Below are 13,797 nucleotides of genomic sequence, written 5' to 3'. Positions count from 1 at the left end.
CCGCGCTTCGCGCGGACCCGCTCGCAAGGACGGTAGCGCAAAAACAAAGGCCCGCCGAAGCGGGCCTCAAATTCAGTTTCTACTCAGGCGCCAAATCAGGCGGTCTTGTTGTAGACCTTGGCGAAATTGTCCTGAGCGGACTTCGCACCGTTGGCGGCGAGGTTGCCGAGATAGTCGGCGGTCGCCTTGGCACGCGAGACGAACACTTCGCCGCGGGAGCGGAGCAGGCTCGACTGGATCTCGACGGCTTCGCTGATCGATTTTGCCGACGCCAGCTTGTCGATGCCCGAGAAGAACGCCTCGGCGTCCTCGTAGATCGCCTGCTGGATATTGCGGCTGATCTTGCCGGCCTCGGCGACGGATTCGGCCACTGCATTCTCGACAGCGGCGGTCACCCGCTCGGAGCCGGCGAAGGCCTCCGCGGCACGGTCCTTGGCAGTGTTGGCAGTCTTCTTGACGAATTCGCGGGCGGCCTCGGGAACTTCCAGATTCTGGATGTTCTTGAAAGCGTCCTTGAAGCCCTCGAAAGCAGTGTTGGTTTCAGTGGTCATGGGGTTCTCTCCATCCTCATTGATCTGAGCTATGGGCTCACCCCGTCCTCATTGGCCCGGGGCAGCCATCTGTATCGCATAGTTAATTGTGCGATGCAACATACATATTGCGACGCACCATCACAAAAATGTGACAAGCCTCGGCAAGAGGCATCATGATGCCTCTTTAGCCAACCGGACCGATGATCGGCCCGATTTGAACCGAATGTCGAGCGGGCGTTCCTAGTGCTGGACAGCGCCCGGCACCCCATACGCCTCCATCTGGGCCTGGACCTGCGCGATGTTGTGACCGAGCACGACGATGTCGTGGGTCTTGCCGTCGACATCCCGGACATGGTCGCGCAGCAGCGCCTCGGCCTTGAAGCCGAGGCTTTCGAACAGCGCGATCGCCGCCTGCTGGTCGACGGTCATCTGAACCGAGAGCTTCTCCAGGCCGGCGCCGAGCGCGAGTGCAAAGGTCTCCTGCGAGAGCGCCTTGCCCACTCCCTTGCCGCGGACATCGGGCGAGACCACCATCCGGATCTCGCCGACATGCGGCGACCAGGAATGCGGATCGCGCACCAGCGTGCCGCACCCGACCACCCTGCCCTCTCTCACCGCGAGCAGGCTCTGGATCGCGCCGCGCTCGATCTCCTTGACCCATGCCGACAGGACCTTCGGCTCGCTGATGTTGCGGGGGAGGAACAGCAGATCGTGGGTCGGCAGGCCCTTGCCGAAGGCCAGCACGGCGGCCTCGTCCGCAGGCGACATCAAGCGGATCTCGAAATCGCCGGCCTCGGTCTCGACCTGACGCGGGTAGGAACGCTGCTCACTCATGTCGATCTCTTTCCCAGCCAGGAATCCAGTTTCGGCCACAGTCGCTTCACCGCGTTGGCGCCCGCGACGAGAGAGACGTGACCACCCTTCAGGATCACCTCCTCCTTGTCCGCCGAGCCGACCTTGGCGATCAGATGTTTGGCGGCCTCATACGGCACGATGTGGTCGTGCTCGGCGACCGCATGCAGGATCGGCACCGTGATGTCTTCCAGCCTCGCCGCCCGGCCGCCAACCGACATGGTGTCGTTGAACAACTTGTTGTCCCACATCAGGTCCTTGGTGATGGCGCGGAAATACTCGCCCGCCAGCGGCAGCGTGTCGGTCGCCCAGCGGTCGAACATGCGGTAGGACTTGACGAACTCGTCGTTCCAGATGTTCTCCCAAAGCTGGATCTGACTCGCCGTGCGCGAGGCGGGGCGCAGCATCTCGAACGAGGACAGGATCATCTCCGGCGGCACGTTTCCCACGCTATCGACGAGACGATCGACGTCGAAATAGCGGCGGTCGGAGAAGTTCGAGAACAGTCTCATCTCGCGGAAGTCGATCGGCGTGGTGAAGCAGATCAAATTCTTCATCGGCCCGTCCTTGTGGATCGAGCCGTAGAGCAGCGACAGCACGCCGCCGAAGCAATAGCCGATGACGGAGACGTCCTGCTCGCCGGAATCGGCTTGCACGCGGCGGATGCAGTCCGGAATGAAGTCGAGGACATAGTCCTCCATGCGCAGGTTCTTCTCCTCCGGCCGCGGGGCGGTCCAGTCCAGCATATAGACGTCGTAGCCGCGCCTCAGCAGGAACTCGATGAAGCTCTGGCCGGGCACGAGGTCGAGGATGTAGCCGCGGTTGGTCGTGGCCATCACGATCAGCACCGGCACGCGGTAGATCTCGTCCGACATCGGCCGATAGTGGTAGAGGCTCATGGTTCCGCGCGAATGCAGCACGTCCTTCGGTGTCGAGCCGAGCGAAGGGCCCGAGGTCGAGAAATACTCGACGCCCTTGATGCTGCGCTGAATCGCGCGCTGCACCTCGGACTGGATGCGCTCCGGGATGGAGGCGAAATCAAGTCCCGTCGTCGCGTTCACTTTTGGTCTCCGCCTTCGGACGGCGGACGTTTCGTCCGCGGCGGCCGCGGAGCAGCGCCGCCCTGCTGCGCACCCGAGCTGGCCGACATCTGGCTCAGCATCGACTTGATCTCGCCGAGTTGGCCTTCAATCGACTGAAGCCGCTCCGCGATACCGGTCATCTGCTCGCGGCTCGGCAGGTTCATGGAGAGCAGATATTTCTCCATGAGATCGCCAAATTGCTTCTGAGCACCTGCGGCAACGCCGCCGGCGCGGTTCACGGCTTGCGAGAACTCGGGCGTCTCCATCGCCTTGGTCGCGAAAGAGTTGAAACCCTTCTCCATCTCGCCGACCATCTTCTGCCACAAGGCGACCGGATCGGTGATCTTGTCGGTCATCAGCGTCCTCCCATGCGGAGGGTTTCGCACCCTTCTCTTCTCGCCATACCACACCGTCGCGAGATGCCGGTCAACCGGCAAGCAGCGGGCGCGGTGTCGCGCTCGCAGCTTCTTTGCGGAACGAAACCGTGCGATACAGCAACGACCAGCAGGAGGGACCGCGCCCGTGACCGCCCATCAGCCGCCCCACACCGTCCGCGCCAATGGCATCGACATCTGCTACGAGATCTTCGGCAATGACAATGCCGAGCCGCTGCTGTTGATCATGGGGCTCGGGGCGCAGATGATCCATTGGGACGACGGGTTCTGCGAGCAGCTCGCCGCGCGCGGCTTCCGCGTGATCCGCTTCGACAACAGGGACATCGGCAAGTCGAGCCATCTCACGGGCGGCAAGCGCCTGACCCCGCTCGAGCTGCTGAAGCTGCGTTTCCTCAGGATTCCCGTGGCCGCGACCTACAAGCTGATCGACATGGCCAAGGACACGGTCGGCTTGATGGAAGCACTCGGCATCAAGTCGGCGCATCTGGTCGGCGCCTCCATGGGCGGCATGATCGCACAGGAGGTGGCGCTGTCGTTTCCGCACCGCGTGCGTTCGCTGACTTCGATCATGTCGACCACGGGCAATCCGCGCGTGCCGCCGCCGACCCGCGAGGCCGCCGCAATGCTGATGGCGCCGCCGCCACGCAGCAAGGAGGAGTTCATCGTCCGCTTCGGCCAGACCTGGAAGATTTTGCGCGCCGGGTCTTTTCCGGAAGAGGAAGCGCTCGACGTCGAACGTGCCGAGCGCGTGTTCGTGCGCGGGCTCAATCCGGCCGGCGTCGGCCGGCAGCTCCGTGCCGTGCTGGCCTCCGGCAGCCGCAAGGAGCGCCTGCATAGCGTGAAGACACCGACGCTGGTGATCCACGGCACAGTCGATCCGCTGGTCCATCCCGAAGGCGGCAAGGACACGGCGGCGTCAATCCCGAATGCCAAGCTGTTGATGATCGAAGGCATGGGTCACGCCCTGCCGATGCGCTTCTGGCCCGAGATCATCGGCGCCATCGCCAAGCATGCGCACGGCGCGGCGGCGCAGGCGGCCTAAAGCGCGATGCGATTAGAATGATCGTCATCGCGCTTCAGGTTGTAGTTCAAGCATGATCTTTTCGGAAAACCGCTGCGCACTTTTCCGGATCACGCTTTAGTTCTTCCGCGCGATCCAGATCACGTGGCGCGCGCCGCCGCCTCTGCCAGTGGCGCGGACGTTGACCTCGTTGACGTCGAAGCCGGCGGTACGGAGCCGCTTGGTGAAGGCCGGGTTGGGGCCCGACGACCACACGGCGAGCACGCCGCCAGGACGCAGCGCTGTCTTCGCCGTCTTCAACCCGCTCGCGCTATAGAGGGCATCGTTGCCTTTTCGCGTCAGCCCTTCCGGCCCGTTGTCGACGTCGAGGAGAATGGCATCGAACGCCGCCCGTTGCGCGCGGATAATCTCGCCGACGTCAGTTTCGCGGATGCTCACCCTGGCATCATCGAGACTGTCGCCAAAAACCTCCGCCATCGGGCCTCGCGCCCAGGAGACGACCGCGGGCACGAGCTCGGCGACAATGATCTTCGCCTTGGTTCCGAGCACAGCGAGCGCCGCACGCAGTGTAAACCCCATGCCGAGGCCACCAATGAGAATGACGGGTCTTGCGACCTTCTCGATCTGTTTCGCCGCGAGCGTCGCGAGCGCGGCCTCCGAGCCCGACAGGCGATTGTTCATCAGCTCGTTGCTGCCGAGCTTGATGGAAAACTCCTTGCCCCGCCGCATCAGGCGAAGTTCCTCGTCGGAGCCGGGGATTTTGGCGGTGTCGATCTTTTCCCAGGGAATCATGGGAGACGTTTAACATGATTTGCTGCGCAGGCTCGTAGCCCGGGTGAGCGAAGCGACACCCGGGATCGCTGGTGCTGTGGAATCCCGGATGTCGCTTCGCTCATCCGGGCTACAAGGGTGAGCTCCGCCTATCCGCCCGCCCAGACGTCCAGCACATACCGGTTCTTCGCGCCCATCTCCTCGATCCACCGGGCACTCGCGGCCGCGTCGCTCCCGCTCTTCTCGCGATGGATTGCGGCGAGCGCCGCCTTCACATCGGGCTCCATCCTGCCGCCATCGCCGCAGACATAGATGATGGCGCCCTGCTCGATCAATGGCCAAACCTTGTCCTTCCGTGCGGCGAGCACATGCTGCACATAGGTCTTCGGTCCATCCGCGCGCGAGAATGCCGTGAAGAGCTCGGCGATGCCGCCTGCCGCCAGTGCCTTCAGCTCGTCGGCATAGAGAAAATCCTGGTCGGGATGGCGACAGCCGAAGAACAGCATGGCCGGCCCGAGGACGGCTCCCCTCGCCTTGCGCGCGGCGCGCTCCTGGAGGAAGCCGCGGAACGGCGCAAGCCCCGTACCGGGGCCGATCATGATGATCGGCACGGAGGGATCATCGGGCAGCCGGAAGCCCGCCTTGGTCTCGCGCACCGTCGCGTAGATCACATCACCCGCCCGTCGATTGGCGAGGTAGTTGGAGCAGATGCCTTTGTAGACGCCACGGCCCGAGGCGGCCGGCCCCTCGACCACGCCGACCGTGATGCTGCAACGCGCCGGATCGACCGACGGCGACGAGGAGATCGAGTAATAGCGCGGCGCCAGCAGCGAAAGCATCTCGAGGTAGACGTGGAACGGCAATTCGCAGGCTGGATAGTCGAGCAGCAGGTCGAACACCGATTTGCGCCTGGCCAAGATCTCGGAGCGGTAGCGCTCGAGCGGCTCCGCCTCCTCGCCGACGAAGCCCAGCAGCTTCGGCTTGGTCACAGGGCACCGGGTGTGCTCCGCCATGATCTGGATCTGCTTGCGCGTCGCGACCTGCTGGAGTTCGACGAACTCGCTGAGCAGACGGCCGACCGACACGGCCTCGCCGACCGGCAATTGCGCACGCCGGCCTTCGGCGACCTGCAATCTGATCTGGTCGGCGGGCAGGAAGCCGAAGCGGCGGGCCACCGAATCCACCAGCGTCGGATCGTTGCGCGGAACGACGCTAAGATGGTCGCCGACGCGGTAGGTGACGTCGGACGGCAACTGCACCTCGATGTGGCGCGTCGAGCGCTCGGACGGATGCGGGCCACTCTTGTTCTGGAGCTCGTCATTGACTAGCACCTTCATCGCCACCGCGCCGCCCTGAGCGACGATGGTGTTGACGGCGGTCACGGCCACCGGCTCGATCGCGTAGAGCGGATCGTCCTCCGCCGTGCGGGTGAAATTCCAGTCGATGCCGAACTCCTTGGTCGCGACCTGGGCCGCCGCCGGAAACCATTTCTGAAACTGGCCGTCGAGATCGCCACGCGCATCGCCCTCGCCGCGTGGATAGACCGCCCGCGCGCCATGGGCCGACAATTGCTCGTCGATGAAGCGCGGCACCGACTGGTAGGTCGCGGCCCAATCGCTGTTGCCGCAGCCGAACACGGCATAGCGCACGCCGGCAAAGGCATCCTTCGGCAGGTCGTTGCCAAGCCATTTGACGAACTGCGTCGCATTGTCGGGCGGCGCGCCGTTATAGGAAGCGCAGATGATCAGCACGCCACCCTCTTGCGGCAGCTTGCCGACATAGTCGTCGAGCGGCCCGAGATGCACGGCAAAGCCGTTGATCTCGGCGAGGTCCGCCATGCGTGTCGCCAGTTCTTCGGCCGTGCCGAGATTGGAGCCGTAGAGCACCAGCATCGGTGTGTTATGGCCCGGGCGCGCGGTCGGCTGACGCGGCGTCTTCGGAATCGAAACCGTCGCGGCAACGGGCCCGCCGTAGGCGCCACGCTCGCGATCGGCGCGCGGACGCACCTTGATCTTGAAGCCCTCCGGCTTGATCGTCAGGGTTTCCTTCAGGTGCATCTGATAGCGCTGGTGGTCGATCAGCTTGAAGCGCTGGAGGATCATGCCGAGCGCGAGCGCGGCCTCGTGCATCGCGAAGCCACGGCCGATGCAGGCGCGCTGGCCGTTGCCGAACGGCTTCCAGGCATTGATCGGCCGCTTGGCCTCCGCCTCGCGGCTGAAATTCTCGGGATCGAACACGTCCGGGTTCGCCCCCCAGACAGAGGGATCGCGATGCAGCGCGGTCACCAGGATGGTGGTGAAAGTGCCCTTTCTGAGCTTGTACCTGCCGCCACCGATGGTCTCGTCCTTGAGCGGCGAGATGCCGTAGGCCGGCGCCGGCGGCCATAGCCGCAGCGCCTCTTTCAGGATCTGCGTGATATAGGTGAGCTGCGTCACCTGCTGATAGGTTGGCTTCGCATTGACATCGGGGCCGAAGACGCGATCGACCTCGTCATAGGCTTTCTTGAGAATGTCGGGGTGCTTGAGCAGCGCATAGAGCGTGTAGGACAACAGGCCGCTGGTGGTCTCGTGGCCCGCGATCAGGAACGTGTTGATCTGGTAGCGGATATTGACGTCGTCGAGCTGCTCGCCGGTCGCGCGGTCGACGCCGGTCATCATCGCCGCGAGCATGTCCTTCTTGTCGTCGATGCCCTCCGCGATCTTGCGGCGCTCGGCGATGATCTCGTCGACCATCTTGTTCATGAAGGCGACGTCTTCGGCGAGCGTTCTGCGGCGCTTCTGCATCCAGAGCTGCTCGAACGGCAGGCCGCGCGTCATCATGATGGTTTCGAGCGAGCGCACCAGCGATTCGACGAAGGGATGGTAGTCGCGCCGGTAGAACGAATTGAAGCGATAGTCGAAGCCGCACAGGCCGATCGTGTCCAGCGTCAGCGCGGTCATGTCGTGGACGACGTCGATCTCGTCATCGGCGTTGAGCCGTTCCCATTTCTGGACCAGCTGCTCGGCGATGTCGACCATGCTTCCGTGGTAGGACTGCATGGCGCGGTTACCGAAGGGCTGGAGCAGGATGTTGTGCGCCTTGCTCCAATTCGGCTCGTTGGTGTCAGCCGTGAACAGGCCGTCGCCGCCGACCGCGCGCACGCGCCGCAGTGCACCGCGCACCGTCTTGTCGAACCGCTTCTCGTCGGAGAGCTCGTCGACGAGATCGTGGCCGGAGACGACAACGATCGGCGATCCCATCATGTCGAGCCAGAAGATCGGACCCAGCTCCTTGGCGAGCCGCGTCAGGTGCTGCACGGGGGCGGACGAATCCAGCGACAGCATGTTGCCGATCACCGGCTTGGTCGGCGGGTGCGGGATCGGGTCCAGACGATTCTTGGATGACATGAAAAGTGCTTCCCCCTCGCCCTGCGTCATTCCGGGATGGTCCGAAGGACCAGGCCCGGAATCTCGAGATCCCGGGTTCGATGCTATGCATCGCCCCGGGATGACGACTGCGTCGTCACCCAAACCGCCTTCTACGCCATTCGATCAGCTTGGCGCTGACCTCTTCCGGCTTCTCCTGCTGCGTCCAATGGCCGCTGTCCTTCACGAGGTACTTCTCGAGGTCGGCGATCAGCCTTTCCATGCCGTCGGCCGCCGAGGGCGGCAGCACAGCATCGTTCTCGGCCATGATCATCAACGACGGGACGTGGATGTGATGATCCAATCCCTTCGCGCGCTCCCAATTGCGCGTAAAATTGCGATACCAGTTGATGCCGCCGGTGAAGCCGGTTTTCGTGAACGTGTCGACGAACACTTTCTTCTCCTCCGCCGACAGGATCGGCGTGCGCGGATCCACCTTGGCATCATAGGCCGCGATCATCTGCGGAAACGCCAGATTGGTCTTTGACGAGGCGCCTACGCCCGCGATCGGCGGCTCCTCCGGTTTCGCCGCCGGCCGCGGCAGCGGCTTGCGCATGAAGGCGTCGAAGGTCTGCTCGACGCGGCTGCCAAAGATCCTGTCCGGCTCGCGTGCGGGGTCCTGGAATTGGACGATGTACATCTGGTCGCCGAAGCGCTGGCGGAACAGCGCGATCGGGTCGATCGGCGCGCGGTCCCAATGCGGCGTGTTGACGCCGACGACGCCGGCGACGCGCGAGGGGTGACGCATCGGCATCTGCCAGACGACGAAGCCGCCCCAGTCGTGGCCCAGGAAGATCGCCTTGTCGATATTCAGGTGATCGAGCAGCCCGACGAGATCGCCGGTCAAATGCTCCATATCATATTCCTCGACCGGCTCGGGCCGGTCGGTCGCGCCATAGCCGCGCTGGTCGGGCGCGATGACCCGAATGCCGGCCTCGCTCAGCGCCTTGATCTGGTGGCGCCAGGAGAAGGCGAGCTCAGGCCAGCCGTGACAGAGCACGAGCGGCGGTCTGTCATCGGTTGGGCCCGCCTCGTAATAGCCCATGCGGATTCCGTTCGTCTGTGCGAACTTGAGCGGCGGCATTTCAATCATCATGGCTTCCTATTCCGCCGCGCCCTTGATGTCGGCGGCCGGCGGCGCATAGGCGGCCTCCAGCGCGGCAAACTCGCCCGGCAGCATATCGCACATCACCTGCACATGCGGAATGATGTTGGCGCCGACGATGAAACCGAAGTCGAGCTGGTCGCGATAGCTCTGCACGGTGATGTTGAGGGCCTGCCCGTGCGTCGAGATCGATACTGGGAAGATATGCAACAGCTCGGCGCCGGCGGCATAGAGCGTCTGCCGCGGCCCGGGCACGTTGGACACCGTGATGTTGGCGGCCGGCGGCAGCACGTCCGACAGGTTGGAGCGGCTGTAGAGCAGCGCCAGGATCTGCACCATGATCGGCGCGCCCAGCATGGAGATGTTGGAGACCTGCGGCATCAGGGCGCGCAAGGGATGCGACATCTCCTTGGACTTGGTCGATTGCGCGATGATGGCCTCCAGCCGCGCCTTGGGATCCTCGATGTTGGTCGCGATCGAGCAGATCATGCCGAACACCTGGTTGTTGGCCTCCGTGTTGCCTTCCTCGCGCAGCGAGATCGGCACGGCGGCGGTCAAGGATTTCGCCGGCAGCGTGCCATATTGCAGGAGGTAGCGCCGGACCACGCCGGAGGCGAGCGCCAGCACCACGTCGTTGAGCTTGCCGCCGGCCTGCTTGGCCAACGCCTTGGCGCGCGAGAGCGAGATCGACACGCCGGCAAAGCTGCGCTCCGACGAGATCGTCTTGTTGAGCATGGTCGGCGGCGACACCATGCTGGCGAGGCTCTCGCGCGACTTGGGATCGGCGACCTTGCCGAGCACGTCGGAGACGCTCTTCAGCACGGTCGGGATGTTGCCGGCGAAGCGCACCGCGCTCTCGATCTGGTACATCGCGTTGTCGAACAGGATCGAGCCGATGTCGCTCTTGCCGGTGCGCGGCAATTGCAGGTTCTTCGCGGTCTGCGAAGCGTCGAGCGGTTGAGAGAAGAGCTGCTGATACGAATCGAGCAGGTTCGCGGCGATGTCACGGCGGCTCCTGAGCGGGCTTCGCTCCTGGCGTCGGCGGCTCGACCTTCCGCGGGATCGGCGAGATATCGTAGATCATGTTGGTCAGCGCAGCACCGGCGCCGCCGTCGATCGCGGCATGATGCATCTTGGAATAGAGCCCGACCTCATTGTCCTTCATGCCCTCGAACACGTAGAACTCCCAGAGCGGGCGGGCGCGGTTCAGGAGCTTGGCGTGCATCCAGCCGACGATACGTTCGAGCGTGGCGCGGTCGCGCGGTTGCGGCAGGCTGGCGCGAAAGATGTGACGGTCGATGTCGAACTGGTCGTCCTCGACCCAGGAGGGATGATCGATGTCGAGCGGCGCCTTCTCCAGCCGCGCCTTGAGGATCGGCGCGATGTGCAGGCGCGAGACGATCATCGCCTTGAAGTCTTCGAAGAAGTCGCCCTTGTAGTCGTCGGGCAGGCGGAAGATCGCCATGCTCCCGACATGCATCGGCATCTCCGGCGTTTCCAGATAGAGAAACGACGCGTCCAGCGACGACAGCTTCTTCCCGTCGGCCATGGTTCCCTCCCGCAAGATCTGACGGGCGCCTTGGACGGCGCTTCTCGTCAGGCCGATACTGCCTGTTCCGGCGGGGCATATGCAATGGCAAACGGCCCTGCCCGGTCAAATGGCCGGAATTCCCCCTCCGGTTGCGCAAGGCGATCCGCCACGGCCCACAGCGCCGCGGGGTTCACCCCGAGCCCGATGTGGCTCGCCAAATGCACCTCGATGTTCTCGGCACGCGCGGAGGGACGAAGCAGGCAGGTCCGCCAGTTCACGACGCCGTCAGCGCGCGAATAGATCGACGTCGTCGGCACCGGCAGATCGCCGGCGATCGCCTCGCGCGCTTCGGCAAAATCCTCGACCCGCTCGCCTGACAGCGCCTCGTAAAGCCGCGTGGCGTTGGTCGCCCGCACGTCGTTGGCAAAAGGGCTGCCGAGCGTGATGACGTAGCGGACCTTGTCGGGTGCCCAAAGCGCGAGATCGCGGGCATAGACGCCGCCGAGGCTCCACCCGACCAGGCTGACCTTGCGTCCGCTCTCGGCATGGATTTCGGTCAGGCGGGTGCGCAGCGAATCCCGCATCCGCCCGAGCCCGCCGAGATTGCGGCCCATCCGCCAGGCATGTGCCTCATAACCGAGCTCGCTGAGATAGCGCCGCATCGGCACCATCGAGAGGTCGCTGGCGAGAAAGCCCGGCAGCGCCAGCACCGGATGGCCGTCGCCCCTCGGCGCGCGCATCAGGAGCGGCGACAGCAGCAGGCTCGCATTCAATTCGAACAGTCCACGGGCTTCGGCCAGCAGCAGGCCGAGACCTGGCGGACGAAGCCGGCCCGACTCCAGCGGCCCGTCCGGCCCGGGCGACATTATTTCTTCTTGTCGCCGCTGCGAGAGCCGCCGAGGCCGGCCATCGTGACGAACATGTCCTGAAACCGCTCGGCGATCTTGGGATCGAAGGTGAACCAGCTCTGGATCAGGGATTCCGGCGAGACCTTCTCGATGTTGCTGAGAACCTGCTGCTGCAACTTGTCCATCACCGCCGCCTGCATCGGCGCCACGTCCGGCAGACCGAAGAACTGGCGAGCCTCGAGGGGGGTGCAGTCGATTTCGATGTTAACCTTCATGTCCCCTCCAGATGAGATTCGAGCGGCCTGTCTGAGTATCGCCGCGAGTTGTGGTGCAACGCAAGCGACCTGATGCCGGCGCGACATGCTCCGTCCGGCAATCAGCCGGCATGGTCAACCAAAGTCGAAAGACATGGTCCTCCATGCCCGGTGACACCGTCAGCATTGCTGCACAGCGGTGCAACTTGGCGCGTTCCTTGCTGGAATGGCGCTTGCACGGGTCGATAACTCTGGGCAACATGGATCAATCAGCCCCGCCGAACAATCAAAAATCACCGGCGTGGCAGTGCGGAGAGGGTCAAGAATGTCAATCGGTCAAAGTCTGTTTGCGGCGGCGCTCGCCGGTACGCTTGCGTTGGCAGTCTCGCCGGCGTCAAGCCAGACGCTACGTTATGCCAACCAGGGTGACCTGAAGTCGCTCGATCCCTACACCCTGAACGAGAGCACCACCCACGCCCATCTTGGCCACGTCTATCAGGGTCTCACCGCGCGCGACAAGGACCTCAAGATCATTCCCGCACTGGCGGAAAGCTGGGAAACGCCGGAGCCTACCCGCTGGCGCTTCCATTTGCGCAAGGGCGTGAAATTCCACAACGGCGATCCCTTCACCGCCGACGACGTGCTGTTCTCCGCCGACCGCGTCCGCAAGAAGGGGTCCAACATGCAGACCCGCCTTGCGCCCGACGTCAAGGTGGTCAAGGTCGACGACTACACCGTCGATTTCATCCTGCCCTCGCCCAATCCCATCCTGCATTCGTCGTGGGATGTCTGGTACATCATGGACAAGAAGTGGGCCGAGGCGAACAACGTCGTCGATCCGACGCCGGTGGCGGCGACCACGCCGAGCTACGCCTCGCTGCACGAGAACGGCACCGGTCCCTTCATCATCGAAAGCCATCAACCCGGCGTGAAGACGGTGTTCAAGGCCAACCCCAACTACTGGGGCAAGGTCGAAGGCAATTTGAAGGAGATCATCTTCACCCCGATCGCCTCTGACGCCACCCGCGTCGCCGCGCTGCTGTCGGGCGAAGTCGACGTCATCGAGCCGGTGCCGATCCAGGACATCTCCCGCGTCGATTCCAGCCCGAATGCCCAGGTGCTGAAGGGACCGGAGCTGCGCACGATCTTCATCGGCTTTGACCAAACTCGCGACGAGCTGCTCTATTCCAACATCAAGGGCAAGAACCCCTTCAAGGACGCCCGCGTCCGCGAAGCCTTCTACAAGGCCATCGACATCGAGCTGATCAAGACGCGCGTGATGCGCGGCCTGTCGACGCCGTCGGCTCTGATGATCGCACCTGAATTGTTCGCGCTGTCGAAGGAGTTCACGCGGCCGAAATTCGATCCTGACGGCGCCAAGAAGCTCCTGACCGAGGCCGGTTACCCCGACGGTTTCGAGGTCACCATGGACTGCCCGAACGATCGTTACGTCAACGACGCAGCGATCTGCCAGGCCGTCGTCGGCATGCTCGCGCGCATCGGCGTCAAGATCAACCTGCTGGCGCAGCCGAAGGCGCAGTACTTCGCCAAGGTGCTCAAGCAAGGCGGCTACCAGACCTCGTTCTACCTGCTGGGCTGGACGCCGAGCACCATGGATTCCCATAACGTGCTCTACGACATCATGGGCTGCCGCGACGATGCGAAATCCTCGCGCGGCGAGGCCAATCTCGGCGGCTACTGCAACAAGGAGTTCGACGCCATCACCGACAAGGTGCTGGTCGAGACCGACACCGCCAAGCGCAACCAGCTGATCAAGCAGGCCTACGAAATCGGCATGAAGGACTGGGCCTACATTCCGCTGCACCAGCAGGCGCTGGCATGGGGCGTATCGAAAAAGGTCAACCTGCCGCAGCGCGCCGACAATCTGGTCATGTTCCACTGGGCGACCAAGAAGGAATAGCGTCAGTTGAACACAAGGTCCCGGTCGCGTGAGGCGTCCGGGACCATTCCTTTTCCGGCTGGCAAAGACGTCGGCCGCAC

At 63.9% G+C, this 13,797-nt stretch carries 11 protein-coding genes and 1 pseudogene; 2 read left to right on the top strand and 10 right to left on the bottom strand.

The features are described from left to right. Positions 1 to 95: 95 nt before the first annotated feature. From ABIA42_RS06595 to ABIA42_RS06580, 4 genes are all read right to left on the bottom strand, one after another. Positions 96 to 551, bottom strand: coding sequence for a phasin (locus tag ABIA42_RS06595; protein WP_061878177.1), 456 nt, complete (start codon positions 549 to 551; stop codon positions 96 to 98). Positions 552 to 773: 222 nt separating this feature from the next. Further along, positions 774 to 1,367, bottom strand: a complete 594-nt coding sequence (locus tag ABIA42_RS06590; protein WP_370114771.1) for an N-acetyltransferase family protein — start codon at positions 1,365 to 1,367, stop codon at positions 774 to 776. Continuing rightward, positions 1,364 to 2,446 carry a PHA/PHB synthase family protein gene (locus tag ABIA42_RS06585; protein ID WP_370114773.1) on the bottom strand — a complete coding sequence of 361 codons (1,083 nt, stop codon included), beginning with the start codon at positions 2,444 to 2,446 and terminating at the stop codon, positions 1,364 to 1,366. Before ABIA42_RS06585 ends, ABIA42_RS06590 begins: the two co-directional genes overlap by 4 nt. Next, positions 2,443 to 2,823, bottom strand: a complete 381-nt coding sequence (locus ABIA42_RS06580; RefSeq protein WP_194388722.1) for a hypothetical protein — start codon at positions 2,821 to 2,823, stop codon at positions 2,443 to 2,445. Before ABIA42_RS06580 ends, ABIA42_RS06585 begins: the two co-directional genes overlap by 4 nt. A 166-nt stretch (positions 2,824 to 2,989) precedes the next feature. Between ABIA42_RS06580 and ABIA42_RS06575 the strand changes: the two genes are divergently transcribed. After that, positions 2,990 to 3,904 carry an alpha/beta fold hydrolase gene (locus ABIA42_RS06575; protein ID WP_370114775.1) on the top strand — a complete coding sequence of 305 codons (915 nt, stop codon included), beginning with the start codon at positions 2,990 to 2,992 and terminating at the stop codon, positions 3,902 to 3,904. Between the two features lie 96 nt (positions 3,905 to 4,000). Here ABIA42_RS06575 and ABIA42_RS06570 read toward each other — a convergent pair whose 3' ends face one another. From ABIA42_RS06570 to ABIA42_RS06545, 6 genes and pseudogenes are all read right to left on the bottom strand, one after another. Continuing rightward, positions 4,001 to 4,675 (bottom strand): spermidine synthase, encoded by a 675-nt coding sequence (locus ABIA42_RS06570; RefSeq protein ID WP_370114777.1) that lies wholly within the window; start codon positions 4,673 to 4,675, stop codon positions 4,001 to 4,003. A 128-nt stretch (positions 4,676 to 4,803) separates the two neighbouring features. Further along, positions 4,804 to 8,040 (bottom strand): bifunctional cytochrome P450/NADPH--P450 reductase, encoded by a 3,237-nt coding sequence (locus ABIA42_RS06565; protein ID WP_370114779.1) that lies wholly within the window; start codon positions 8,038 to 8,040, stop codon positions 4,804 to 4,806. A 115-nt stretch (positions 8,041 to 8,155) separates the two neighbouring features. Next, the gene (locus ABIA42_RS06560; protein ID WP_370123619.1) at positions 8,156 to 9,151 is read right to left on the bottom strand and encodes an alpha/beta fold hydrolase; all 996 of its coding nucleotides are present in this window, start codon (positions 9,149 to 9,151) and stop codon (positions 8,156 to 8,158) included. A gap of 9 nt (positions 9,152 to 9,160) precedes the next feature. Then, positions 9,161 to 10,712: pseudogene (locus ABIA42_RS06555) on the bottom strand (wax ester/triacylglycerol synthase family O-acyltransferase). 47 nt (positions 10,713 to 10,759) lie between these two features. After that, positions 10,760 to 11,560, bottom strand: coding sequence for a triacylglycerol lipase (locus ABIA42_RS06550; RefSeq protein ID WP_271529946.1), 801 nt, complete (start codon positions 11,558 to 11,560; stop codon positions 10,760 to 10,762). Further along, the gene (locus tag ABIA42_RS06545) at positions 11,560 to 11,817 is read right to left on the bottom strand and encodes a DUF6489 family protein (RefSeq protein WP_028178265.1); all 258 of its coding nucleotides are present in this window, start codon (positions 11,815 to 11,817) and stop codon (positions 11,560 to 11,562) included. Before ABIA42_RS06545 ends, ABIA42_RS06550 begins: the two co-directional genes overlap by 1 nt. 304 nt (positions 11,818 to 12,121) lie before the next feature. On the opposite strand from ABIA42_RS06545, the gene ABIA42_RS06540 reads away from it, so the two are divergent. Beyond that, positions 12,122 to 13,717 carry an ABC transporter substrate-binding protein gene (locus ABIA42_RS06540; protein ID WP_271529947.1) on the top strand — a complete coding sequence of 532 codons (1,596 nt, stop codon included), beginning with the start codon at positions 12,122 to 12,124 and terminating at the stop codon, positions 13,715 to 13,717. Positions 13,718 to 13,797: the final 80 nt, after the last annotated feature.

It is taken from the genome of Bradyrhizobium sp. USDA 327 (genome assembly GCF_041262065.1).
Lineage (GTDB): Bacteria > Pseudomonadota > Alphaproteobacteria > Rhizobiales > Xanthobacteraceae > Bradyrhizobium > Bradyrhizobium liaoningense.
The sequence above is the reverse complement of the archived record's forward strand: the minus strand, read 5'-3'. Positions and strand labels throughout refer to the sequence as shown.